This window comes from Staphylococcus sp. GDY8P120P (assembly GCF_017892065.1).
Classification (GTDB): Bacteria; Bacillota; Bacilli; order Staphylococcales; family Staphylococcaceae; genus Staphylococcus; species Staphylococcus nepalensis.
In genome coordinates this window covers 12996-38933 of record NZ_JAESKI010000021.1, presented here as the reverse complement: position 1 = coordinate 38933, position 25938 = coordinate 12996, and the positions used below count along the sequence as shown (strand labels likewise).

Genomic DNA, 25938 nt, shown 5'->3' with positions numbered 1-25938 from the left:
GAATGGATGCAATTTCTCTTTACACATGGATAGGTTTTATATTATTTATGGTAGTCATGATTGCTGTTGGTTATGTGAGCGCTCGTAAAATGAAAAATATTGCTGACTTTGCAACTGGGGGCGGCGCTATTGGCCCTAGAGTACTCGGATTATCATTTGCAGCAACTTATTTAAGTGCAGCAACTTTTTTAGGTTATCCTGGTTGGTCTTATGAATGGGGACTAAATAACTTATGGCTATTTTTAGCCATGTTTATCGGTGGACCCACAGGTGTGTTAATGGTCGCTAAAAAAGTACGAAAATTGAATACAAAGCAAAAATCTTTATCGCTTCCAGATTGGTTGGGGGACTTCTATAATAGTGATATTTTACGTGTAGGTACGGGTATTATCTTACTATTTAATATTTTCTATATCGCTAGTCAGTTTGTTGCAGGCGCAAGGATTTTTGAATATTTACTGGGTATGTCATACTTTGGTGGACTTGTTTTTATCGCAGTTATCGTTGTATTGTACGTTTACGTTGGAGGCGCGCTTGCTGATATTTATACGGATGCTATACAAGTTATCATTATGGCAATTGCAGGTGTAGTGGTCTTTGTTTCTGGTGTTGTCATCTTTTGGAAAGGAAGTATTACAAGTACGTTCTCTGGTATCGTTCATAATCTAGGTAATCAAAATGAAAATTTAGTTAAAGTGTTTAATCCAGACTCTGTACATTTTAACTCTTTTAGCATGGTTTTAGGTGCTATCATCATACAATGGGCGTTTGCTTCTGCGCCTCATTTATTTAATAAGATATTAGGTCTTAAAAATGAAAAAGACTTAGGAAAAATGATCAACACGTATGTTATTGTGACCGGTCTTTGCTTATTAGTATTGTTCGGGGGCGTATTCAGTCGTGTAGCACTTGGTAATAGTATTGAAACTTCAGATTTAGCGCTTCTTGAATATATTATTTGGGCTTTCCCAGCAGTGATTGTAGCACTTTTTGGCGTGGTTATATTGGCAGCAGCTATGTCAACAACAGATGGCTTATTTGTATCTATTTCCACAGTTTTCGCGAACGATATCTTTTTGAAATTTTTGGTTAAAAGAAAAATTGTTAACGTTAGTGAGGCAAAAGCCAATAAAATTGCATTTCAAATTAGTAAAATCAGTGTGCCTGTTGTCGGTTTGTTATCATTTTTATTAGTATTACAACCTCCAAAACACATGAGTGATATTATGTGGATCGGTATATCGGGTATTGCTGCCGGAACTTTAGGGCCTATTTTACATGCTATTTATGCCAAGCATAAAGCGCCAGCTAGAGCTGCAGAAATGTCTATGTTTGTAGGCTTAGGTTCGTACTTAATTATTTATTTTGGAGGGATTATCCCAAGTACTATGTCAGCAGGTGCAGTAGCAACATTTATAGGTATAGCAACGATTACAATTGCTTCATTTGTAATTAAGGTTAAAGATAATAAAAAATATGCTATAGAAGAAGGTAATAATTAATGTTTGTTAATGAAATGCTAACAATATGGTTGTACGGATTTATAGGAATGTTTATTGCAGTAATCATTGTATTGAAAATTGCATATACAGATAAATAGATAGACGAATTATTTTAAAGGAGAATGCATATGCCACTAATAAAATTAGATATGATTAAAGGTAGAGAAAAGGAAGAAATTAAACGTATTTTAGATATCACTTATGATGTAATGTTAGACGCATTTCAAGCGCCAATTGGTGACAGATATCAGATTGTTAACCAACATGAGGATTATGAAATGCAAGTACTAGATACAGGTTTAGGTGTTTCTAGAACGGAACATGTGATTGTATTTACTATAATTACAAGGCCTAGAACAAAGAATCAAAAAATTGAGTTTTATAAAAAGTTAGCAGAAGCATTAAATGAATCATTAAATATACGTAAAGAAGATATAATGATTAGTCTCGTTGAAAATACGGATGAAGACTGGAGTTTTTTCAATGGTAAAGCCCAATTCCTTACAGGCGATTTATAATATGAGAAAACTTAATTTCAATATAGGTGAAGCATTAAGTAACGATATCATGCGATGTAAGCCTTTCAAAAATTAATTCAACGTGTAGTAATCTAGGAAAAGAACCTTATACAACAAGCCGCCAACAATTAAAATTACATTGTTGGCGGTTAAAATTTTGTATGCATATTTTCATAAATTAACATTAGTAAAGGTATTTCTACTCAATATAATATCTGTGAATATTAAATTATTAATAAATAAAATTAGAGTATTTTTAAAATTTAGAATACATGATGTTGACTTTTTTAAAGAAAAGTTCAATAGTATAAAGGCGACTTTAATCATACAGATTTAAGTAAAGTTTAATTTAAGTAAAAGTAACAATAGGTTTAACTATTGTAATATATTTATGAGGTGAAATTGTAGTGTTTAATAGTAGTGAACAATTTACTTTAGGTTTAATTATCACGGTTTATTTTATTTTTTTAATGCTCATGTCTTTATACATAAAAAGAAAAATTAAAACGTATGATGACTATAATATGGCGAGCAGGACTGTCTCCATTATTCCATTGATTTTAACATTCGTTAGCACGGGCGTCGGAGGAGCTACGTTATTAGGCTATATGGAAAATGGATATACATTAGGTATGGGACAACAGTGGATTCATATCACTATGATAAGTGCGGTTATTGTCCTTGCTGTATTTTTCTTGAAACGCATCAGGCTATTAGGAGAACAACATAATATGGTAACAATCGGTGACTATACGGCACTTCGCTACGGGGAATCAGCACGTATCCCTACGGTGCTTAGTTTCCTTTTTGCTTATTGTGCGATGACAGGCATGCAGTTTGTTGCGATTGCTTCTATTTTAAATTTAACGACGGGACTAAATATGACAACTGGAATTATAATAGGATGGATTTTGCTAACGATAAAAACGTATTTGGGCGGCTTAAAAGCGGTCGTTTGGCAAGATGTTGTTCAAGGTCTCATACTTACGGTTGGTATTGTAGTGTTATTTTTTGTGGTGATTTATTATTCAGGAAGTTGGAGTAGTATTCAAGCCAACGCTCAAAATAGTAACCAAAATCAAATGTTAGATTTTCTTAATATTACGCCTAATGAAATTTTAATCTATCTTTTAACATTAGCGTTTTATCAATTTATAAGACAAGATGTTTGGCAACGTATTTGGGTGGCCAAAAATTTGAAAACGGCAAGAAATGGTTACTGGATTTCGATGATTATAGCTGTGTTATTAGGCGCCATGACTGTATTTATTGGTGTATATAGTAAGTTTGGTTTGAATTTAAATATAACTGAAACACCATTGGTCTATTATCATGTTATTCAAGAAGTATTTCCATTTCCTGTAGTCGTAATCATGATTATAGTATTATTAGCAGCAGTCATTTCAAGTGCTGATTCCTTCTTTATTGCAGGTGCTTCATCGATTGCTAACGATATTATAAAACCAAACGTTAAAAGTTTTAGTCAAACGAAAATGCTATTATATAGCAAAATCTCGGTTTTAATCGTATCTGTGATTGCTTTAGTGTTGTCCCTCATGATTCCTGGGTTAGTAGATCTTATGGTCACAGGCACTGCGATGTCCGTGTCAGGTTTGCTAGCGCCTGTAGTTTTTGGATTGTTTTGGCAAAAACCTTCAAAAATGGCAGGTAATATATCAATGTGGAGTGGACTGATATCGGCAGTCGTTTGGCAATTGCTTGGTCATCCGTTTGGCCTCCATCCAATCTTAATTGGACTGCCGCTTTCAACTATAATATTATTACTTGTAACATTATTTGGAAAGAAAGATTACGTTCGTGTTTAAGGTACCCTATAAATTATAGATTTGAACGGAAATTCATTATATAAAATCTAAAAATTAAATAGCACATATGCATTCATATACTTAAAGCGTTCAATATTGTTAGATAGACATAATTGAACGCTTTTTCCTATTCAATTTTAAAAAAGCGAATAACTCAAAATGGGTCTACTATCATTTAAGATAGTAGGTGGCATAAAAGTGCATACTTACATCAAATTATATGAGTAATATAATAAAGGTAGGTTAAGATAATCAATAACGAAATATGAAAAGGGGAGAAAGAACAATGGCTAATAGTACTTTACGTATGTTGATGCCACAGTGGCAAGGTGGAAATAATGAGGCAGGATATGCTTTAGGAGCAGAACTCTTATCGTGGTTAGCGCCAAAAAGCGATGACCCTTTAGTAGAGGTACCTATAGAATCAGACCCTGAATTATTAAAAACTGAGGAAGGTGTAGTTGCACGTCAGGCACTATTAAAACAATTGCAATCAGCAGAACATTTAATAGAGCAACATCAACCAGATAATATTGTAATATTTGGTGGTGACTGTTTAGTTGGACAAGCACCTTATGCTTATCTTAATGAACGTTATGGTGGGGATGTCGGTGTGTTATGGATAGACTCGCATGGGGATATTTCATCCCCGAAAGAAATGGAAAATGCCAATACAATGGTATTAGGTAATTTGTTAGGAGAAGGAGATCAAGCATTTGCTGACAAAGTGAAAATGCCATTGAAACCTCAAAATGTTATGTTAGCTGGTATTAAGCCAAAAGATTATGAGGCTGAACGGATTGAAGCATTAGGCATCCAAGTAGCATATCCTGAAGATTTTGAAGGAGATAGTGATATTGTTATAAAATGGATAAATGATAACAGTATTAGACATTTAATCGTTCACTTTGATGTCGATATATTGGATCCAAACCGATTCCGTTCCCAGATTTTTGCCAGTCCAGAACCAATTTCTATCAACTGGGCTGAAGGTGAAATGAATTTGGGGCAAATTGGCAGGCTCATTGACGATGTTTCTAAGCATACCAGTGTCGTTGGTTTAGGTATTATAGAACATATGCCTTGGGATGCTAACGCGTTACGTCATCTATTGAGCAAATTACCGTTGTTAAAAAATGAGTAACTAAAGAGGAAGGGATAGAAATCATATTTTTATAAAATGATTTCTTCACTCCAATCCATCAAGTATGTGTAGGAAAAAAGAATACAAAAGCTGAAGTTATTGTATCAATGTCTATTTAAAAGTTGGATATAAGTATATTTGCATTTTTATTGTTTACTGCTAATACGATATTTAAGGTTGAAACATGATTTATGTTTCAACCTTCTTTAGTGTTAAAATAATGTATATGGGTGGTGATTTAATGAGTATGCAAGCATTTCATGGGAAAGTAAAAAATATTGACGATACGCCTTTTGGTTATACAATGTCTATTATCGGTGGTAAATGGAAAATGGTAATTCTCTATTTAATAGCTGAAAATGAAAAGGTTCGATTTAACGCGCTGAAAAGAATGATAGGTACTATAACTTATAAAACATTAAGTACACAGTTAAAAGAATTGGAAGCAAACGACATTATAATTAGAACAGAATACCCACAAATACCACCTAAAGTAGAATATTCACTTTCAGAAAAGGGCAAATCTTTAATCCCAATTTTAGAAACCATATGTGAGTGGGGACTAGATCATTAAATAGGATGAAAATGAAATGTATTAAAATTTAACTATGTATCGTTTTAATTTATATCAATTTTTTTGACACTTAAATTATAAAAGCCAGAGATAAAAAGAACTAATATATCTCTGGCTTTATATTGTAATTGATTAAATATATAGTTGTTTAACTAATAACGTGAGTTCACTGTCTTTGCGTATAATATAGCTTATTATCACGAGTTAAAATTTGGTCGGCACACTGAACGCTTTCTGTCGATAACGCTTCAAAAAACACGCTTTATTAAACTTAACAAACTTATATGGCAATAATTTTTACCAATGAAAAATGCCATATTAAAACTGGAAAAATTTCATATAATTAATAAATTATTTTAATTCAAAATCTTTAAGCGTTGCGTCAGGGTTTAAAACTTTATCTGGATTGAACTCATTTAAAGATTGATTTGCATGTATTTTTTGAGGCAAAGTATGATTGGCTAAAGCAGCTTTACCAAGCGCAATTAAATCAGCTTCTTTATTTTTAAGCATGCTTATGGCCGTTTCAATATCCTCTAAATGCCCATTTGCAATAATGGGAACATCAGTATGACGTTTAGCGAGAGCAGCTAACGAAAGTGTATTATCATTGAAAGCAGGTTGCCAAGCTTTATACTCTGTTGTATGGATATAATCAATGCCGGAGTCAGCTAGATTTTCAAAAATAACTTGAGCATCCTTTTCGCCACCTTCCCATTTGTAGTCAAAATCATTTACCTTACTTTGAGAAATACGGATACCCACGATAAAATCCGATGAGACTTCTGACTTAATAGCTGTAATAACTTCTAATATCATTCTGATTCTATTTTCTAATGAACCGCCATAATCATCATTTCTTTGATTGGTATACGTAGTTAAAAATTGATCTAATAAATATCCATTTGCAGCGTGGATTTCAATACCATCAAATCCTGCACATTGAGCATTTTTAGCAGTTTTCACAAAACTTTGTACAACATCCTTTATACCATCAACAGATAAAGCTTCAGGCGTTGGATATTTACCTTCGCCATTATACATTGGGCTTTTTTCTCCTTTAGGCACAATTGAAGAAGGTCCGACAGACGTATAACCAAATGCGTTACCATGTACGAGCGCGCCAGCATGCATAAGTTGAGCAATCATTTTAGAGCCGTTTTTATGTGTTGCATCCACGATATTTTTCCAAGCATCGATTTGGGTTTGAGTTACAAGACCAGGTTGGTGTTGGTACCCAGGGCTATGTGTTTCATCTATAAAAAGACCTTCAGTAATTATTAAGCCAAAGCCACCTTCAGCAAAAGAACGATAATAATTCAACATCTCAGATGTAGGGATGCCGTTTAATGTGGCGCTAATACGTGTCATAGGTGCGAGAGTTATTCTGTTTTTAACATTTAAAATATCTAATGGTTGAAAAAACATTCAGTTCTTGACCTCCTCTAATAAATTCAATAAATCCATTTTAACTTTAGTCATGAGTTTAGTAAAATTGAAATCATTGAATCATCTGTTCAATATTTTTGAAGGAGGAACACAAATGGAATTTCGTCAATTAATCACTTTTAAATGTATTGTAGAACATGGCGGTTTTAAAGAAGCAGCGGAGCAACTAGATTATGCTCAATCTACTATAACCACACATATAAAAAATTTAGAAGAAGAACTTGAACACGAATTATTTAATCGCTTAGGTAATCATGTCACGCTCACTCATTATGGTGAGAAATTATTACCTTATGTGAAGCAATTACTACAAATCTACTATCAAATTGAGGATTTAGATGATGCACCAAAAGGCCGACTAACTATAGGTATATCTGAATCTTTAATGATATGTAGAATACCAGAAATTTTAGAAATGTATAAAAAAAATTATCCTAAAGTCCAAATTTCTTTGAAATCTGTAGCACCTAATGATATTAAAGCACACCTTCAAAAAGGTGTTATAGATTTAGCGCTTATATTAGAAAATGAAAATTGGCAAAATAAACTTTTTTATATTGAAAAATTAAATACTGAAAGAATGATTTTAGCTTATAGTAATAGCAAGCAAAATTTAAATACAGCGTTATACTCAGACCAATTTTGCAGTTATCAGCCAATGCTGAAAGAATACTTTAAAATTAATTCTTGGGACGTACAAGATAGCTTTGAATTTCAAAGCATTGAAGCGATTAAACAATGTGTAGAACACGGATTAGGTATTTCAATTTTCCCATATTTTTCAATAAAAAAAGAGTTGGAGCGTAAACAATTTACTGGAGAAGCAGTAGATGTAAATAACAAAGGCATTGCGACATTTTTGGTCTATCATCAATCTAAAACATTGTCATCATCAGAAATAGCAATGATTGAAACCATTAAAGCTTGTGCTCAAAGATGGTATTGAAAGTGTAAATATAAAACGATATCACTAAAACATTAATAGACACAAGAAAGGAATATAATTTATATAATTATTAAACGAGAATATTAACAAATAATGGTTTTTGGAAAGTGATTTTATTAATAAAATCAATCAAGATGATATTGCCCTTTGAATAAAATGATATAACCGATATAATGGGGGAGAATAACTAGGGAAAAGGTGAATTTAATGAAACAGATAAGCAATCATCATTTAAATAATAAAGCCAGATTAAATCATCAATTTAAATTATCCAGTATCGCACTTATTATGAGTACTACTTTAATTGGATATGGTTTGACCCCAGTATCATCAGCAGAGGCAAAAGATAAGACTGATTTGAACATTGAAACACATTTGGATAACGCACAATCATTAGAAAAACACATTCAAGCAGGTAAAGAAAAAATTGAAAAATTAAAGCATATTAAAGGCAGTCAAAAGCAAGCTGCTATTCAAGACATGACGGATGCTAAAAGTATAGAAGAAGTTAAAGAAATATTGAAAAAAGTCAAAAATGATAACAATGAAATCATCAAAGAACATAAAGAAAATAAAGCATCTGCTAAAGACGAAGGGCAAGATGATGCTACTATAGAAGAGGAAAATAAACATACGTCATCTGAAGGCAAGGAAAATGTCGAGTATGCGCTAGATGACCGAAAACAACCAATTGCTAATAAAGAAAATTTTACTCATAGTGAACCAACAGACAATAAAGCCCTAATAAACCAAGATAATAGTCAAGCGCAAACGTCTGATGTGCGTACACCTAGCAAAGATACAAAACAAAACATAGACCAATTGGTTGATGATGTGGTTACCTTGTCTAATAAAGTTGACGGGGGTAAACTAAACGATCGCCCTAAAGTATCACAGGAGGCCAAAGATAGTGAAGAGGAAGGCAATCCAACTACAATCTCAGAAAAGGATAACAACACTGTTGAAGGGAACGACCCAAACAGTGGTGTATTAAAAAATACGTCTTATGCTGAGCATAACCCAACGCCACAATTAGAGGCAATAAAAAAAGATATTGATAAAGTGATGACAAGCCATTCCCAAGCAAAAGATCATTTAGATGATTATGTCGAAAATAAAGCTGCGAATCTACAAACATTAGAATCTAAGCTTTCTGAGCGAGATTCAATATCGGCTGAAAATAAAGAGAAATTGAAGGCAGAAATAAAGCAAACAGAGCAAAGTTTAAAAGAACAAGATGATATTGTATTGAATCATTTAAAATCTGTAGATAATAAAGAACAAGCTGTTAAGAATATTGTTAACGATACATTTGACGAAAAACGTGCCCAATCTATATTGGAACGCATAGATACAGATGGTAAAACAGACCAACAAATTGCAAGTCAAGTGATTAGCCAGTTAGATGACTTATCTACGACTACGAGTGATGATATTTTACAATCTATGTTTAATGAAACAACTGATAAAGAAGCGTTAATTAAAACCATATTATCAACACAATTAGACCATACGGATGCATCCGAAATCGCTGAAAAAATCATGCATGACAATCCCACTAATGATCAAATTGTAGCATTAATGAAACATTATTTCGGCGACAATGTTACAAGTGATGATATTTTAGAACAGATATTAGACCAATCTCAAAATAAACGTAAAGCTTTAGAAACGATGTTGGCTACTCAATTAAATGATGCGAAAGCTAAAGCGCTTGCTGATGTTATTGCTAAAAAAGAAGACGCTAAGCATAACTTAGTTGACTTAATGAAATCTGGCGTTGATCAGCAGTTGAATGATTTATTAAAGGTAGATAAAGATATAAGTCAATTTAAAGAGAATATACATGGTATATTCGAACCATTAAAACATACACCAACTCTTTCGAATACATTGAGTGGCAGTTTGTTAGACAAAGATATAGAAACACCGACATTAGGTAACGATGTACAACGCTTTGAAACGCCAAGTTTATTAAGCGGTTTACTCAGTGGCCACAATATATTAGATGGCGTCCGAGATATACCTAACCCTTCACCTGGCCGCGCTTTGTCTCTGGGTGGATCAGAAGGTTTTTTAAGTGGTTTGTTCGATGATGAGGGTAATTTCTCTTTACCTGATGCAGGCACCGTAGCTAAAAAATCAACCATCCTATTTGGCGTTGTATTGCTAGCTGTAGGTGGCGGACTCATATGGTTTGCTAAGCGTAAAAAATCAAAAGAATCGTAAATTATAAATATATGGAACGTGGGCCAGACCGTTCACTATAATATAAGTGAAATGCGCCATTCAAAGTGAACACTTGTAAGTGAAACTTTTGAATGGCGCATATTTATTTTGGCGGAAAAAGCCATTTTAAATTAATTGTTTTTACCTGTAATATAACTTAATTCCTTTGCATCATCTGCATCGATAGTTCTATAAGAAACGACACCGAGTCCTTTAACGTTGGACTCTGAAATAATGATAGAACCATCATCATTAACTTTTTCTACAAAGGCTACATGACCGTACATCGCATCTGCACCCTGTTGGCCTGCCTCAAATACAACGGCGGTGTGTGCTTTTGGCGTTGAAGCCACCGTATAACCTTTTCTCTCGGCGCGATTATTCCAATTTCTTGCATCACCTAAGTCTCCACTCACAAATTGGTCGAACTGTGCCATACGATTGTAAACATACCACGTGCACTGACCGTGGGGGTAAGGCGTATCATTTGTAGTTTCTGAAAATGGTTTGAAATCTGAATCATCATTGTCGTTATTCACTTTATAATCATCTAAATTCGGCATTTGTTTATGATCTAACTGTGTTAAGTCATAGTGTTTGATAATACTGTTCAATTTGTCTGCGTATTGTGAATCAGTCGCGTATGTGGTAGCTAAATGGGCAGTCGCTGAACGGTAGCTATGTGCTTCACTTTTCCACGTCGGTTTGTAAATATTTTGATTACCATCGATGCCTTGTTTAATTAATGTAGCATAATCTTCTAATGATTCTTTTTCACTTGGATAACTACGGAAGTTTGCTGAGATTTGGAATGTATTGTTTCCATTATCTTCAAGTGTGTTGAACTTAGCTGACTTACCTTCGTAAGTACCTTTGATACCAAACAAATTAAAATGAGGTGAACGCGCAAGCATACTCATGCCTGAATCTGACTCTAATATGGCTTGAGCTATCATCACAGACGCGTAAATGTCTTCATTTTGCCCGATGTCATGTGCATCTTGTGCGATGTTTTTAATGAAATCACGTGTGTTTTTATTTTCAGTTATGGTTATGTTGTTTGCAGCATTATCATCGTCTGATAAATTTGGCCATTGTTGGAAAACGGCAGTAGATCGTATATCAGATTGATTGATGTCGTGCTCAAATGATTGAGTTGGTTTCTCCTTTTTTGCTAATTGTGATTTAGAAGGTAACTGTGGATTGGCCTGGTTGTTTGATGTTTGTTTGTCAGAGCTACTTTTCTTATCGTCAGCATCTTCATTCGACGCACTTTCTTTTTGAGCGTCATACTGTTTTTGATTATTTTTAGCATCCTCACTGTATTCATCTAAGATTGCTTCTAATACTTTATCGTCAGATGATGAATCTGATTGGTCCCCCGTTTTGACGTTATTATCGCGCTTAGGTGTTTCATTCTGCTGGTCATTTAGATTATCATCGTCACGATTTGCATTCTCATGAGATTGTTTTTGTTGTGAATCTAATTCAGTATCGTCGTGTTGTTGGTTTTTAGCATCTGTCAGTTTATTTGAGTCACTACCATCATCCATATCATTGTTTTCTGATTGATGCGTTGTATCTTCGGTATCGTTGTTGTTAGTATTATCTTGTTCTTGTGATGTATCCTCATTATTTTCTTCTGGATCATCTGCATTTCCATCGTCATCACCGTTAGCATCTATCGTATTTGTATCTTCTGGATCTGTTTGATTAATCGACGTAGGATACGTTGTTTGGTTATTGCTATCTTCATTTTGCGCATCGTTTTGTTCTATAGGGGAACTTGATCGCATTGTATCATTATTAGAAAATAATTGATCTAATAATTCAGATAAACTGTGATTATCACGCTTCAAAGGCGCTGGTTTAAACATATCTAATAGATTTGAACGGTAATCAGATGCGGATACGTCCCATGTATTTTCAGTTGAATTGGGCGTAACTTTGTCAGAAGATGTATGTCTACCGTTTTTATGACTGGCATTACGTGTACCGTCGTTAGGTGTTTCATTATTTGTACGATTTTGTTTCTGTTCACTATTTTGTTTATCATCATTAGATTTATCTTTCGCATTGTCATCATCATTAGACGTATCTTTTGCGTCATCAGATGTCTCTTTTTCAGTATGACTGTTTTGAGATGAATGCGATTGATCAGATTCAGATGGTTTAGATTGTTCCTTATCCTGCTCTTTATCCTTATGCGCATCATTTGATTGGGAAGCCGTCGTGCTTTTTTCTGACGTTTCGGCATTAACATCGTTGATAGGGAATGATGGAATAAGTAAAGAAGTTGAAAGCAAGCAGACTAATAATTTTTGTTGCTTCATGAAAATACCTCTTTTCTAAAATATATTATTTACTATGTACAAACTAGCGTTTGTCTTGGTACACTAGAAACAGTCTCGCATTTAGTTGATGCCTATCAACCATAAATTGAATAAATTGTATTAATGCATTCAGTATATCAATTTATATGTAATAAACAAATAGTAATTTGAATTAATATAAGAATAGATAAATAGATACAGTTTCAGAGGTGTATAAATGAAAAACGCAATAAAATTATTTTTTATGGATTTAAAAAAGATTGCTAAGACGCCTGGTGTTTTAGTCATTTTAGGCGGTTTAGCATTGCTTCCTTCATTTTATGCTTGGTTTAACTTGGAAGCGACATGGGATCCATATGGTAATACTAAAAATATTAAAGTTGCCGTTGTGAATGAGGATAAGGGAGATACAGTAAAAGATAAAAAGGTGAATGTGGGTAATCAAATTACCGATACCTTAAAGAAAGACGATAACTTTGATTGGCAATTTGTAAGCCGGAAAAAAGCTGATCATGATTTGAAGATGGGAGAGTACTATGCTGCCATTTACATACCAGATAAGTTTACACACCAAATTACTGGCACACTTCGAAAAGACCCGCAACAAGCCGATGTAGAATATAAAGTAAACCAAAAACTTAATGCCATTGCACCGAAAATGACCGATGCTGGTACGAGTGCTATTGTCCAAAAAGCAAATGAACAGTTTAATGAAACGGTGACACAAGCGCTATTAGATGAAGCAAACCGACTAGGTGTGAAACTTGAGGAAGAAATTCCAACAATCAATAAAATTGAAGGCGCAGTCTCTAAAGCTAATGAGGCTATGCCAAAAATTAACGATTTTGCAGATACGCTTATATACTTAGATGAAAACCAAGATCAAATTGACGATTACGCTGATCGATTTAGAGAACTAGGTGACTATAAAGGCGAAGTTATAGATGCGGCAGATAAGTTAAATCAAGTTAATGCTGCAATACCTGCATTAAATGAGCGCGCCAAATTGATATTAGCATTAAATGATTACATGCCAAATATTGAAAATGCGCTTAATGTTGCCTCTAACGATGTGCCAGAAGCCTTTCCAAAAATAAATCGTGGCGTTGACATTGCAAGTGCTGGAGTAGATGCAGGCTTACAAGGGCTGAATGATGCACAAGGTTATTTACCTGCGATTCAGCAACGTGTTGAAAGCTATCAAGAAGTCGTTGATAATGCGCAAGATGCAAATCAAAATGTTAATAATCGATTACAAAACAATATGCAAACTGAGCAACAAAGTACTACGGTATCAGATCGTTATTCAAATATTAAAACTTCGCAAATAAGTAACAATCAAAGCGACAATAATGAAAACGATCAGAATGAAACAACGGTAAGTAGTAAAGATGTCAGTGCAATGACATCTTCCTTATCAGAATCGCTATTATCGCTATCTAATTACACCGATAAACAAGCTGAAAGTAGCCAAGAAGACATAGAAGCATTGAAAAATGTTACGTATGGAATTTTATCTACAGATAAACCTAAAGATTTCCAAAAAACGTTAGATCATATTAAATCTAGGCTCGAAGTCACAAGCAAATCTAATCAGCAATTTATAGATATATTATCAGAGCTAGAAGAGAGAGAAAACGTGGATTTATCAGATGAAATTCAAACATTAGAATCAGCAAATAACAGGATTAACAATTTAATTAAAAACCAAAATCAACTCAGTGACGCACTTTCAAATGGAAGTTCAGGTAAAGCAGAAGCAGTAGAACTACTTAAAGATCTACCACGTGTAAATAGTAGCCTAGATGATTTAAGGCACTATATTAAAACCGAATTAAACCAAAGATTGCTCAACATATCTAACGATATAATGTCCGTATTAAACGAGGGTGATACGAGACTATCAACAGTTCAATCGAAATTAAATACGATAGATCAAGTGATAAATTCTGGAGAAAGTATTTTAACTGCTGGCAAAGATAGAATAGAAACGATTCAAAGTGCACTGCCAGTTATTGAACAAAGTTATATGGATGCAATGGAAATTGCACAAAATGCTTACCCGCAATTTGAACAAAGTGTTGCGAACGCCGCGTCATTTATCGAAAATGATTTGCCAGGTTTAGAACAGCAGTTGTCTGATACAACAGCGACGGTAAATAATACAATACCTACACTATTTAATCGTTATGATCAATTAGTAGATATTTTAGATGCGAATCAACCACGGGCTAAAGAAGGCTTACACAATTTAGCAGATTTCGCACGTAATCAATTACCAGACGTTGAAAAAGATCTTGCTAAGGCGAATGATCTATTTGATGAGATCGAAGATGATGATGCAGTAGATAAAATGGTAGATTTATTGAAAAACGATTTAAAAAAACAAGCGAACGTGATTGCTAATCCAATCGATATAGACCAAAAAGATATATTCCCTGTGAAAGACTATGGTTCAGCGAGTACGCCATTCTACACAGCGTTAGCCATATGGGTAGGTGCGTTACTAATGGTGAGCTTATTAACGACAGATAATAAACACCAATCATTAGCGCCATATCTATCGACAAGAGCAATATATTTAGGTAAAAGTGGATTGTTCTATCTGTTGGGTATCATTCAAGCACTTATCGTATCTATTGGAGATATAGTGATACTGAAAGCGCAAGTGGAATCAATTGGTTGGTTTATTGGCATCTCAGTATTCTCTTCCATCGTATTTGTTTCAATTGTTTATACTTTAGTATCATTGTTAGGCAACCCAGGGAAAGCAATTGCAATCATCTTCCTTGTTCTACAGATTGCAGGTGGTGGAGGAACGTTCCCTATTCAAGTTACACCAGAGTTCTTCCAAGCGATCCATCCTTATTTGCCTTTCTCTTACGCAATAGACGCATTAAGAGAAGCGGTTGGTGGACCTGTCCCTAAAATTTTAACTGAAAAATTAACCGTACTCTCATTATTTGGTATAGGATTTTTATTAATTGGCGTCATCTTTAAGCCGATTACAGATCCATTGATGAGAAAAGCAACTGAAAAAGCAGAAAAAAGTGATGTAATGGAATAGTACCGTAACGATATAATATATACGATTACCAAGCCCATTCATTGATATTTAATATGAGCGCGAGTCAGAAATCTTTGTAGCGACATAGATTTCTGACTCGCTTTTTGTGTTTGATAGGTCGTTTAATCATTGAAAAGAACTTAAACGATGGTTAAATGAAATTATTTTATAAATGATTCAATGCGTTTCTCCATAAAATAATATGTATGCCAATTAACTAAATATGTAACTGATTTATAAATTAAACGCTGCTATCTATAGTGATTAAAGTGTTTAATTTAAGAATTATTGGCAAAATTAAGACTAATATGTTTTTTAAAAATATATTTAAAATAACTTATTTTGATTTATACAGAACAGCTTATTTCTTAAACTGTATTTTATATTTCGCCGATATAGTTAACTTAAATAATGTTTTGGATTAATTGATATGACGACGACGTTAAATAAATTAAATCAATTTAATAAGGGGAACATAAAGCTAAGCAATATATTATAAACACTTTGAACCTTTTGAATGTTAAATGGCGCTAACAAAGAGAAAACAGATAAATGACAAAGGAGCGAGCGGTTAAATATGCAAAACGTAATGTACTATGGAAAAGATTATAAAAGTCTGCCTGTTTCATCTATTAAAAGTAAAAAAGGCGTAGAAATTGCCTCAGATTTATACCAATATACAACGCAAATAGTTAATATCGTATTTTATGGCGAACCTTCTTCTCAGTCATTTGTGTTAATAGATACGGGTATGCCTGGAAAGTCTAAAGAAATTATCCGCGAAGCAGAAGCACGTTTTGGAAGTCATGCAAAACCAAAAGCAATCATTTTAACACATGGTCATTTTGATCATGTTGGATCAATTATTGAACTCATTAAATATTGGGATGTGTCAGTTTATGCACACCCAGAAGAATTGCCTTATTTAACAGGAGCGAAAGATTACCCGGCACCAGATGCTACAGTAAATGGTGGATTAATTTCAAAAATGTCAAAAATTTTTCCGAATAAAGCAATTAATTTAGATGGATATATTAAAGCGTTACCAGAAGATTTTAGTGTCCCTTATATGCCAGATTTTAAATGGGTGCATACACCTGGGCACACGCCAGGGCATATATCATTATACAGAGCGGAGGATAGTTTGTTGGTTGCAGGAGATGCAATAACGACAGTTAAACAAGATAATTTAAAGGATGTTTTAACACAAAAACAAGCTATTTATGGACCTCCTAGATATTTTACGACCAATTGGGCACAAGTCAAAGACTCAATTCGTAAATTATTAGCATTGAAGCCCGAGATAATAACTACTGGACATGGGCGTCCTTTAAAAAATCATGAAGCACAGAGAAAGCTAGATGAATTAAATAATCATTTAGATGAAATTATTTTGCCAAAGCATGGTAAATACGTGAATCAAAATGATTAGTATTTAACCAATTTTATGTAGTATATCTTTATGTATAATTTATTGAGGCTGAACCATAACTTTTTATAATTTTTAAAAATATGTAACGCTTCACGTAAATATAGTAGTGGTTATGTAAAGATAGCTAAAATACTTGTAAAGAACCCTAGATGTTTAATAACAATCAAAGGTGGTATACAATTTAGTAGATTTAATTGTAAGGAAATACTCCAATGCTTCTTTATAATAAATATATACAGTTCGAATTTAAAAGATTAAAAATATATAATAATTAATCGACACTCCATATGCGCATAATAGTTAATATAAAAAAACTAGCAAAAAACGCACATTTTGATAATAAAGCTCCACGTGATAGTTCAAACTCTTATTTTTAAGAAATAGAACTATTCAAGTAAACAAACTTTTCTAATAAAACATTAACTTTTATCAACGATTTATAAATTCCCAATAGCAAACCAATTAAAAATCCACTGGAATATATAAAGGCTCCACATTACAGAAATCTAAGATGTCTATAATTTGTAGCTTAAAGTGATTAATTAAAAGATAAGCCATAAAAACTGTCCCTCGACTCGAATTTAAAATTTCAATAATTTAACAAAATATAATTTCTAACTATAGAAAAGGACTATCAATTATAAGACTTAGTCCTAGGTAATATGTAAAATAAAAGCCATTAATTAAAAAATAATATGATTCGTATGAGGGATCTGTAAAAAGATTACTTTAAGCGAAAAAAGGAGTCTGTGTCATTATGTATGAAAATATACTATTAGCGTACGATTGCGAAGAAAAATTTGAAACGGCCGTAAAAGAACTAAATAACCTTATTAGTAATAAGCGTAACGACACTAAAGAAGAGGATACTTTAATAACTGTGCTCGTTATCATCCCTCAGCAATTGCTTGAAAAATCTGTCGCTTATCAAAATAAACATTTTAAAAAAATCGTTATGGAAGAAAAAAGGAAATTCAAACCTTTTCTTGAAGATTTAGAAATTTGTGGGTTCCGTTACGAAACAAAATATATTTGTGGCAACGTTAAGAAAGAAGTACTCAACGAATTAAAGAGAAAAGATTATGATTTAATAGTTTTAAGTAACCGAAATACTAAATTTAAAACAAAAGATGCATTAGGAAATGCATCGTATAAAATATCCAAAAATACAGAAGTCCCTACACTTATTATTAGATAAAATACCAATAATACGGACTTCAAAACGATTTTAAAATCAAAAGTGAGAAATTTAATATAGAGAAATTTATATCAGATTACTCCCAGGGTCTCACCGTCTATTTTATAATTTTTGGAGGTATTTTAGAAGAAAGTCTATATGATAACAGGGTTAAATTCTGTTACGTCTTATTATATATTTATTTGAATTAATTATTTCTAACACATGTACAGTAAGAAAGTTGTTTGGAGACACTGATGTTTTGATTTCTAACGGTGACACGACCCATAAATATTTGAAACATTACTGCTTAGAAATGGACTAAATATTATTAATCAGACCGATGTCTATTGCCCCATAACAAAATTTTTAGACCATATAACAATAATTTGTATAAAAATGGTATTGAAAAATGTTAAGCTTTTTTCAGTTAATGATTAGCACATTAACTAAGGCATTTTAAAAAAAAGAGTGTTGATTAATTGCTAGCTAAGGTAGCTCATAAAAGATATAACTAATAATAATTAATTCCTCTTGTACCGCATATATTATTTCCTCTAAATATTAAAGTCTTAAATTAGAAAATGATATATTTATTTCCAACTTTGATTTAACGTTTAAAAGATTACAATGATATATTTAGGGCTTGATACCGTGAAAATAGAAAAATGTATTGAAGATTTTATAACCAGTATCATTCAACGAGATGTACAACGATTTTGTAATTTACTGTGTGCTAAAAATTTAGAAACGCTTCGAAAAAAATTATATACAAATGACACTTACCAAAGCATTAATAAATATATAAAAAATAGTTATTTAGCAAAAATCTTCCATTTTATTACACCTAATTATTCTTATGAATATTTTAAGCATAAAAATAAGTATATGGTTAAATATTATTTTTCTGATAGCAAGGCTTACCTTAAAACAGAATTCAATTTTGTTCAAGAAGAAAATAATACGCTAATAAGTATCGATTTGGCTAAAATTCAAGTGAAAAGTTTCAACATAAGAGATTGAGCTACTATAAATTAACTTATTCACAGAATCAATGCTTTAACCAATATGAAATTTTATTCATCACTACTATCAAATCTCGACTATTATAAATTTATGATTGTTTTATTAATTTAAAATACTGAATATTCGTTTGATATATAAAATACTTATATATCAAATTAGGGCTATATACAAAGTTTGATATATTGTATATAGCCTTTTGATTGTTATTAGTTTTTTAAGATTTCGTGTGATGAATTAAGCCTATTTTCATAAACTATATATTTACCTCTTTCGCAAAACCATCTTTTTAAAATATATGTATAGTAGTTTAGCTTTATAATCGTATTTTTATTTCTTATTATTTAATAATCGCTTCTGATTTTTGGTTATATAAAATAATTTTATGTTCATATAAATATATAACTTTAATGTAAAATTTACATATTAAATACGTACTTAATATAGGGTTAAAAGAGTATTGCTAAAATGATGAGACAAGACCATAAAGAAATAGTTAGAGGAGGATATCATATGAAAAAGCATCAATCGATTGCATTTCGTGCTGCAACGAGTTTTGTCTTATTATTTAGTCTTATTATTACCCCACAAACAGCACAGGCTAGTGGCGCTGGAAAACCGGCAGACAATACTACAACAACACAACAAGAAAATGATAATAAAATCAAACTATTAGATAAAAAGCCTGAAGTTGCAGATATAAAGAAACAGAATAAACCCAATCGTGTTATTACAAATATAAATGGGAACCCTCAGACAGAAATGGGATTTAGTTGGTATACCTCAGATAAATTTGAAGATTCAAAAGTATGGGTATCAGAGTCAAAAAACTTTAAAAACGCAAAAACATTTGATGTGAAACCTAAAAAGGTGAAATCAAAATATCTTGAAAGAGATAAACATGGTCATATTATTTTTAAAGACATTGCTAAAAATGATGAAGGTGAACCTATCAAAGACAGAAATGGTGAGGAAAAAGTAAACGGTTATTATACAGATAAACATGCTGGTGGACCGGAATGGATGAGTGGTGATAAGCATGGTAAAACAAATTTAATAAGCGAAGCAGAATATACATACAAAGCGCAGGCAAAAGATTTAAAACCGAATACGAAATACTATTATAAAGTAGGTAGTGAAAAAGGGGGGAAGAGCCAGATAGGACAATTTAAAACGGGTGGTAAAAAAGGTGACCCATTTAATTTCGTACAATATACAGATACACAAAACGCATTTTGGAATGAGCATGTAAGAAACGAAGCAACATTTGGCGCTGATACATTAATGAATGCAATTCAAACTGCCGGAGATCCAAGCTTTGCTTTACACACAGGTGATTTTGTAGAAACAGCAGAAGTTGAGGATGAATGGAAAGATTTATATGAGCAGTCCAGACCTTCATTCATGTCATTGCCAGTCGTTGCTGCAGCAGGGAATCATGATGAATATGCGCTGAACGAAGAGGATGAGAAATTATTAACTAAGTTCAACGAACATGTGAACGTGCCGAAAGAGAATGATGAGGTTAATGGCGGCTCTTATTATTCATTTGATTATAATGGTGCTCACATGGTTGTTGCAAATACCAATGACAATAAAAAATCTAAAGACAACCCAGATGAAAAAGCCATTGGTAAAAAACAGATGGAATGGATTAAGAAAGATATCAAAAAAGCACGTGACAATGGGGCAAATTGGGTTGTGTTAAATTTACACAAACCAATGTATTCTAAATCTTACCACGCTTTATCAGATGAAGACGTGAAGAAAATTAGAAAAGAACTTACAAAAGAAATAGATGATTTAGATGTTGATTTAGTGTTACAAGGCCATGATCATGTATTATCTCGTACGCATCCACTTGAACATACTTCAACTAAAAACAGTTTCGTTAATGCTAAAAAAGAAGATACGAAGCAATTTGTTGGTGATGATAACGTAACTTATTATAATAATCCAAAAGGTTCAGTGTATGTGTTACCAAATACAGGCGGTACAAAAGAGTATGACAGTATTTATGATCGTTCATTAGAGCATATTAAAAAAGTGAGACCAGAATTGAGTTGATTAACTGAAAAAGATTTAGAACACTATAACAGTCTATTTAAAGTAGGTAAACAACCTCAAGAAACAGATGCATTTAAAGATAGTCATTCAAATAACCGTGATTCTTCTTCGCAAAACTTCTCAGTTTATGAAGTAGAAGGTAATACATTAAAAGTTAAAATCTATCAATTAAATGGCGATATCAACGACGGTGAACAGCGTAATATTGAATTAGTAGACGAATTTGGTATTCAAAAAAACAATAAATAATTAAATCAATGCCTAAGTTAGCTGATATTAGCCTAGCTTAGGTCGTTTGATTTCTTGGGAAATTGAGGTTTGATATATAGTGAAACAAATAGTAAAATGCATCACATTCATGACATTGTTCTGTCTCGTTTTAGCTAGTTGTAGTAATAGCAAACAAACAACGCAGCAATCGGAGGAGAAAGCCGCTCATACTGAAAAAACTCAATCTTCCAAAGAACTTATTACAGATAAAGATAAAAAAATGATTAAAAAAGAGCTCTTATCATGGCTTGATGAGCATGAAAAAGATAATCATAAAGCTGTCTCAAACCGTTATTTTGGTAATGGTAGTATGTCTGATGGAGATTGGTACGCTGGTAGCGAAGATGGTGAAATTCAAGTGAATAATAGAGACAAACCTGGGGCGAAAGCATTCGATTTGCATACAGTAACAGGGGCGGTAACTTATACATCCCATAAAGGAACAACGGGTATAGATAAAGATGCAGAAACTTTATCTAATATTGAAGGTTATAATAAAGTGGCGGATACGAACAAACCTGTCACAAAATATTTATTTGCAGATAATGGCAAGGTATACGAATATGAGTTTACGCACTCAGAAGATGTTACATTGTCCTCTGGTTTTGCACCTAAAGATCATAATGGCAAAGATCCAAACTTAAGACCAAATGAAATGTTCCAAGTGAGTGACAATAAAGCACTTAACGACTTTTACCAAGCGCTCTTGAAGCAATACCAATCATAACAAAGGTCGATATAGCGAGGAATCCATTTAATTTGTAAAATTCCCCCCTTGTAAAAGAGAGACATAAAATGGGTTAATTACTAGGTTGCTACATTTCAAATTAGCCAAAGCAACTTGGTTCTATAAAGCTTGTAGTCTATCGTTAAAGGAGTGATAAGTATCAAGCATAGATATGACATTGAGATGTTATGGAAAAAGTACAAGTACGAAGTTATGTGGCATGATCAAAACAGCTATAACCGTATCAGAAAAATGATGAAAGATAAATATGAATACTATGAAGTGAGAGACATGATTCATAGTGCTTTATTGATTGAACCTAGTAAAGGGTCTGTCGTTAACGCATTTTCTCATGTATGGGGTTACTTTAAAAAGGTTTGTGAACCGTCAGAAAAGGAATTATTTAAAAAGCTAAAAGAACAGTATGTATTGGATCAAGTAGAGGCAACCACACTTATTTATTTTATTTATTGCATGGCGATGTTTTACGATGTGACTTATCTAAAAGATTCTAGTTTAATTAAGAACTTTAAAATAAAGATTGCCAACTAAATTTGAATATGTAATTAACATATCAATTTAGTGTGAGTTGATCGTGACAGGTGACAGCAACTCTTTTAAAAAATCATATAGAAAATTTTATGATGATAATAAAAAGAAATAGACGAATGTTTGTTATGCTACCTGCTATTTGTATGATGTTGAAGAAAACGCATTGTTACCTTCTTTAAAAACTTAGTATAAGGTCTTTTTATTCCGATAAGCTAATGTTCGGGCGCTTTGTTAAGCCCAGCCAGTGATTTAAGTTACTTCCAAAAAATAGAGTGAACCATGCACACTTTCATTGAATCCAAATTATCTTGGATTTTAAATGGAAGTGTTTTTTATAAAAAAGCGTCAAATTCAGTGAAAGTAATTGTTACCTTATTTGCGATATGCTTTGGGCCAAAATAAGTGAAGCAATATAGTATTTAAAAGCGTATAGAGAAAAAGTGTGTTATCTATGTTATTTAAGAATGAATTTTTGGAATTAGGGAAAAGTATAAAGTGGTATTTTACGCACTTTTTCATTGTTTATAATGAGCAAGTGATAACGCAATGCGCATCTAAAAATAGTGATTATAAAATAAGAAATAATGATATAAGGACGATTATAATAGGTGCAATGTAGGGGGCTTTATAATGACAAGGCAAAGAAAATGGGTGCTTTTATATGTTATTGCATTTTTAATTATGATTGCAATTAATTATTTAAGTGGTAGCAATATCGGAAATATCGCCGAAGACAAACAAGCAATGATTCAACCTGCTGGTTTTGCGTTTGCAATTTGGTGCTTAATTTATGTGCTTATTTTAGCATGGCTAATCAAGTTATTGATGATACGTTCGCATAATAAAAAAATCGTAAGTCGATTGAAGTATCTTCCTATCATTAACTTCCTGTTAAACAGTGCTTGGATTATTGTTTATACACAACAATGGTTCTTAGTATCAGTAATCGTTATCTTAGCGTTACTTTATAATATTGCTCGAATGTATGTGATATTATCTGACTATCGAGGGTATAACCGTTTGCCATTTTCAATTTACTTTGGTTGGACGACGGTTGCCACAATTGTTAATATTTTTTCTTTAGCGCTAAATAATCATATTCAAACAATATTTGGTTTAGATGAGTTAAGTTGGACAATGATTGCGTTGATATTAGCAACGATCATTGGTATCTTTATAGCAATATCTTTTAAAGATTGGCTATACCCGCTGGTATTGATATGGCCTTTTTATGGTATCTATATAGAAAATAACAACTATTATTTAAGTTTAGATGTTACATTAATTACTGCAAGTTTATTATTATTTATAACTGCTATTATTGTCGTGGTAAGAATGAAAAAGTCATAGAAGACAATGAGTGAGGACGTTTTGAAGTCGTCGAATTGTGCTTAATTTAATCTCAAACGATTAATTTTGTTGTAAAAGGGTAAAATAAACCCAATAAACACGATGTGTTTATGATGTATACTAAATTTATTTAATAATGAGCAAGTGAGCTTATTATGTAAAAGATGAGCTGAAGTAAAGTTTCCCTGCTCGTCTTTTTTAATCGGAGGCTAAATATATGAAAAAAATTCTGTTAACGGGCGCTTCGGGTTATATTGGTGGCCATTTAATGAAAAAATTGAAAGAAAATTATGAAATTATCGCTATTTCTAGACATATAGAGCATAAAACGAACGAACAAAATGTAACTTGGAAGTCTGCCGACTTATTTGATTTAAATGAGATAAAAGAAGTAATGAAAGACGTGGATATCGCTATATATTTAGTCCATTCTATGATACCTTCAGCTAAATTAACGCAAGCAAGTTTTGAAGATATGGATGCGTTGTTAGCAGATAATTTTGCAAAAGCAGCTAGTGTTAATCAAGTTAAGCACATTGTGTTTATGAGTGGTTTAATTCCTGAGACAAATGAATTATCGCCACATTTAAGAAGTCGCCTAGAGTGTGAGCGTATTTTAGGGGCGTATGGCGTACCAGTCAGTACTTTAAGAGCGGGTTTGATTATAGGCTCTAAAGGTAGTTCTTACCCAATATTAAAAAAATTAGTAGAACGTCTACCTGGGTTACTATTGCCGCAATGGGCGTATAACACAACATTACCAGTGGCTATTGAAGATGTGATTAATGGGCTTTATAAAATCGTAGCGCGTCATCCACAAGCCAATGAATCAATTGATATTGGTGGACCAAATCATATGACATATAAAGACTTATTCAAACAAACGGCTGAAGTATTAGATAAACGTTTACCTACTTTAGACTTACCTATTATTCCAATTTGGTTAAGTAAGTATTGGGTGAAATTAATTTCTGGGGTGCCGAAAGAAATGGTTTATCCGCTTATGGATAGTTTGATTCACGATATGGTAAGAAATGAAGAAAATACCGTCGAAGGTGTCTCTATTGGAAAAATCGATTATAAAACGAGTGTACGTAACGCTTTAGCGGAAGAAAACACTGTACAGAAGAAGCGTAAAAAATCAAGCAAGCGTGCGATTAAAGATGTTCGAGCAATTTCAAGAGTAACCTTGCCTAAAGATATGACTATGAGTCAAGTGACGGCATTGTATGCTGATTTCTTAAACAAAATCACATTAAATGTCGTTAATAGTGATTTTAATGAAAACGACTTCTCAATAACAATACCATGTTTGGGTAAAGATTTACTTTTACTAAGGAAAGATAGCGTAGCATCTAATGAGGATAGCATTTTGTATCGCATTGTCGGTGGAGATTTTGCGCTAGATTCAAATGGTGGCAACGCAAGATTAGAATTTAGAAGGTTGCCTTATAGCAATGAATGTATGATAGCGTTACAAGAATATGAGCCGACGCTGCCTTGGTGGGTTTATAAGTATACACAAGCTAAAGTGCATAAAAGTGTAATGAATCTTTTCAAATTCAAGTTAGAAACTAAAAAAAGTACTAGAAAAGGAAGTGTAAATATGAAAAAAATTATTTTACCAGTCGTTATTGTAGGTGTGATTGTATTAAAACTATACGGATTAAAAAAATATTTAGCTAAAAAAAATAATATGTCTAACGCCGAACTATAGCCGTTATATATAAAGATATTCACTTATAAAAAAAA

General features: G+C 32.7%; 17 protein-coding genes and 1 pseudogene. 16 read left to right on the top strand and 2 right to left on the bottom strand.

Annotated elements, in window-relative coordinates; translation table 11 throughout:
- Positions 1 to 2 precede the first annotated feature (2 nt).
- The 5 genes from KA900_RS11635 to KA900_RS11615 all read left to right on the top strand — a co-directional run bounded on the left by KA900_RS11635 (position 3) and on the right by KA900_RS11615 (position 5564).
- A complete protein-coding gene (locus KA900_RS11635) occupies positions 3 to 1502 on the top strand; it encodes a sodium:solute symporter family transporter (protein WP_207572892.1) in 1500 nt (499 codons plus the stop codon).
- 128 nt (positions 1503 to 1630) lie between these two features.
- A complete protein-coding gene (locus KA900_RS11630; RefSeq protein ID WP_210139659.1) occupies positions 1631 to 2020 on the top strand; it encodes a tautomerase family protein in 390 nt (129 codons plus the stop codon).
- A gap of 407 nt (positions 2021 to 2427) precedes the next feature.
- Positions 2428 to 3846, top strand: a complete 1419-nt coding sequence (locus tag KA900_RS11625; protein ID WP_096808081.1) for a sodium:solute symporter family protein — start codon at positions 2428 to 2430, stop codon at positions 3844 to 3846.
- Positions 3847 to 4132: 286 nt separating this feature from the next.
- The gene (locus KA900_RS11620) at positions 4133 to 4990 is read left to right on the top strand and encodes an arginase family protein (protein WP_210139658.1); all 858 of its coding nucleotides are present in this window, start codon (positions 4133 to 4135) and stop codon (positions 4988 to 4990) included.
- Between the two features lie 241 nt (positions 4991 to 5231).
- Positions 5232 to 5564, top strand: a complete 333-nt coding sequence (locus KA900_RS11615; RefSeq protein WP_096808083.1) for a winged helix-turn-helix transcriptional regulator — start codon at positions 5232 to 5234, stop codon at positions 5562 to 5564.
- Between the two features lie 351 nt (positions 5565 to 5915).
- Here the strand turns inward: KA900_RS11615 and KA900_RS11610 are convergent, their stop codons facing one another.
- On the bottom strand, positions 5916 to 6992 hold the full coding sequence (locus tag KA900_RS11610) for an oxidoreductase (RefSeq protein ID WP_210139657.1): 1077 nt from the start codon (positions 6990 to 6992) through the stop codon (positions 5916 to 5918).
- 115 nt (positions 6993 to 7107) lie between these two features.
- On the opposite strand from KA900_RS11610, the gene KA900_RS11605 reads away from it, so the two are divergent.
- Together KA900_RS11605 and KA900_RS11600 are read left to right on the top strand one after the other, a co-directional pair.
- A complete protein-coding gene (locus tag KA900_RS11605; protein ID WP_107644015.1) occupies positions 7108 to 7959 on the top strand; it encodes a LysR family transcriptional regulator in 852 nt (283 codons plus the stop codon).
- Positions 7960 to 8166: 207 nt separating this feature from the next.
- A complete protein-coding gene (locus KA900_RS11600) occupies positions 8167 to 10188 on the top strand; it encodes a hypothetical protein (protein ID WP_210139656.1) in 2022 nt (673 codons plus the stop codon).
- 131 nt (positions 10189 to 10319) lie between these two features.
- Here KA900_RS11600 and KA900_RS11595 read toward each other — a convergent pair whose 3' ends face one another.
- On the bottom strand, positions 10320 to 12521 hold the full coding sequence (locus tag KA900_RS11595; protein ID WP_210139655.1) for an amidase domain-containing protein: 2202 nt from the start codon (positions 12519 to 12521) through the stop codon (positions 10320 to 10322).
- Positions 12522 to 12738: 217 nt separating this feature from the next.
- Between KA900_RS11595 and KA900_RS11590 the strand changes: the two genes are divergently transcribed.
- The 9 genes and pseudogenes from KA900_RS11590 to KA900_RS11550 all read left to right on the top strand — a co-directional run bounded on the left by KA900_RS11590 (position 12739) and on the right by KA900_RS11550 (position 25903).
- The gene (locus tag KA900_RS11590) at positions 12739 to 15588 is read left to right on the top strand and encodes a YhgE/Pip domain-containing protein (RefSeq protein WP_210139654.1); all 2850 of its coding nucleotides are present in this window, start codon (positions 12739 to 12741) and stop codon (positions 15586 to 15588) included.
- Between the two features lie 577 nt (positions 15589 to 16165).
- Positions 16166 to 17020 carry an MBL fold metallo-hydrolase gene (locus tag KA900_RS11585; protein ID WP_096808088.1) on the top strand — a complete coding sequence of 285 codons (855 nt, stop codon included), beginning with the start codon at positions 16166 to 16168 and terminating at the stop codon, positions 17018 to 17020.
- Between the two features lie 757 nt (positions 17021 to 17777).
- Positions 17778 to 18218, top strand: a complete 441-nt coding sequence (locus tag KA900_RS11580; RefSeq protein ID WP_182478037.1) for a universal stress protein — start codon at positions 17778 to 17780, stop codon at positions 18216 to 18218.
- A gap of 633 nt (positions 18219 to 18851) precedes the next feature.
- On the top strand, positions 18852 to 19220 hold the full coding sequence (locus tag KA900_RS11575) for a hypothetical protein (RefSeq protein ID WP_210139653.1): 369 nt from the start codon (positions 18852 to 18854) through the stop codon (positions 19218 to 19220).
- Positions 19221 to 19733: 513 nt separating this feature from the next.
- Positions 19734 to 21536 (top strand): annotated as a pseudogene (locus KA900_RS11570) (purple acid phosphatase family protein).
- 79 nt (positions 21537 to 21615) lie between these two features.
- Positions 21616 to 22284, top strand: coding sequence for a hypothetical protein (locus KA900_RS11565; RefSeq protein WP_210139652.1), 669 nt, complete (start codon positions 21616 to 21618; stop codon positions 22282 to 22284).
- A gap of 213 nt (positions 22285 to 22497) precedes the next feature.
- Entirely contained in the window at positions 22498 to 22836 is a 339-nt protein-coding gene (locus KA900_RS11560; protein WP_232165058.1) for a DUF1722 domain-containing protein, read from the top strand.
- A gap of 630 nt (positions 22837 to 23466) precedes the next feature.
- Positions 23467 to 24186: a TspO/MBR family protein gene (locus tag KA900_RS11555; RefSeq protein ID WP_210139651.1), complete on the top strand. Its 720-nt coding sequence runs from the start codon at positions 23467 to 23469 to the stop codon at positions 24184 to 24186.
- A 217-nt stretch (positions 24187 to 24403) separates the two neighbouring features.
- Positions 24404 to 25903: an NAD(P)H-binding protein gene (locus KA900_RS11550; protein WP_210139650.1), complete on the top strand. Its 1500-nt coding sequence runs from the start codon at positions 24404 to 24406 to the stop codon at positions 25901 to 25903.
- Positions 25904 to 25938: the final 35 nt, after the last annotated feature.

What these genes read in the sequence shown, in the direction of transcription:
- KA900_RS11635 (WP_207572892.1), top strand. Translation starts at nt 3, where the DNA reads ATGGATGCAATTTCTCTTTACACATGGATAGGTTTTATATTATTTATG.
- KA900_RS11630 (WP_210139659.1), top strand. Translation starts at nt 1,631, where the DNA reads ATGCCACTAATAAAATTAGATATGATTAAAGGTAGAGAAAAGGAAGAA.
- KA900_RS11620 (WP_210139658.1), top strand. Translation starts at nt 4,133, where the DNA reads ATGGCTAATAGTACTTTACGTATGTTGATGCCACAGTGGCAAGGTGGA.
- KA900_RS11615 (WP_096808083.1), top strand. Translation starts at nt 5,232, where the DNA reads ATGAGTATGCAAGCATTTCATGGGAAAGTAAAAAATATTGACGATACG.
- KA900_RS11610 (WP_210139657.1), bottom strand. Translation starts at nt 6,992, where the DNA reads ATGTTTTTTCAACCATTAGATATTTTAAATGTTAAAAACAGAATAACT.
- KA900_RS11605 (WP_107644015.1), top strand. Translation starts at nt 7,108, where the DNA reads ATGGAATTTCGTCAATTAATCACTTTTAAATGTATTGTAGAACATGGC.
- KA900_RS11600 (WP_210139656.1), top strand. Translation starts at nt 8,167, where the DNA reads ATGAAACAGATAAGCAATCATCATTTAAATAATAAAGCCAGATTAAAT.
- KA900_RS11595 (WP_210139655.1), bottom strand. Translation starts at nt 12,521, where the DNA reads ATGAAGCAACAAAAATTATTAGTCTGCTTGCTTTCAACTTCTTTACTT.
- KA900_RS11590 (WP_210139654.1), top strand. Translation starts at nt 12,739, where the DNA reads ATGAAAAACGCAATAAAATTATTTTTTATGGATTTAAAAAAGATTGCT.
- KA900_RS11585 (WP_096808088.1), top strand. Translation starts at nt 16,166, where the DNA reads ATGCAAAACGTAATGTACTATGGAAAAGATTATAAAAGTCTGCCTGTT.
- KA900_RS11580 (WP_182478037.1), top strand. Translation starts at nt 17,778, where the DNA reads ATGTATGAAAATATACTATTAGCGTACGATTGCGAAGAAAAATTTGAA.
- KA900_RS11560 (WP_232165058.1), top strand. Translation starts at nt 22,498, where the DNA reads ATGTGGCATGATCAAAACAGCTATAACCGTATCAGAAAAATGATGAAA.
- KA900_RS11555 (WP_210139651.1), top strand. Translation starts at nt 23,467, where the DNA reads ATGACAAGGCAAAGAAAATGGGTGCTTTTATATGTTATTGCATTTTTA.
- KA900_RS11550 (WP_210139650.1), top strand. Translation starts at nt 24,404, where the DNA reads ATGAAAAAAATTCTGTTAACGGGCGCTTCGGGTTATATTGGTGGCCAT.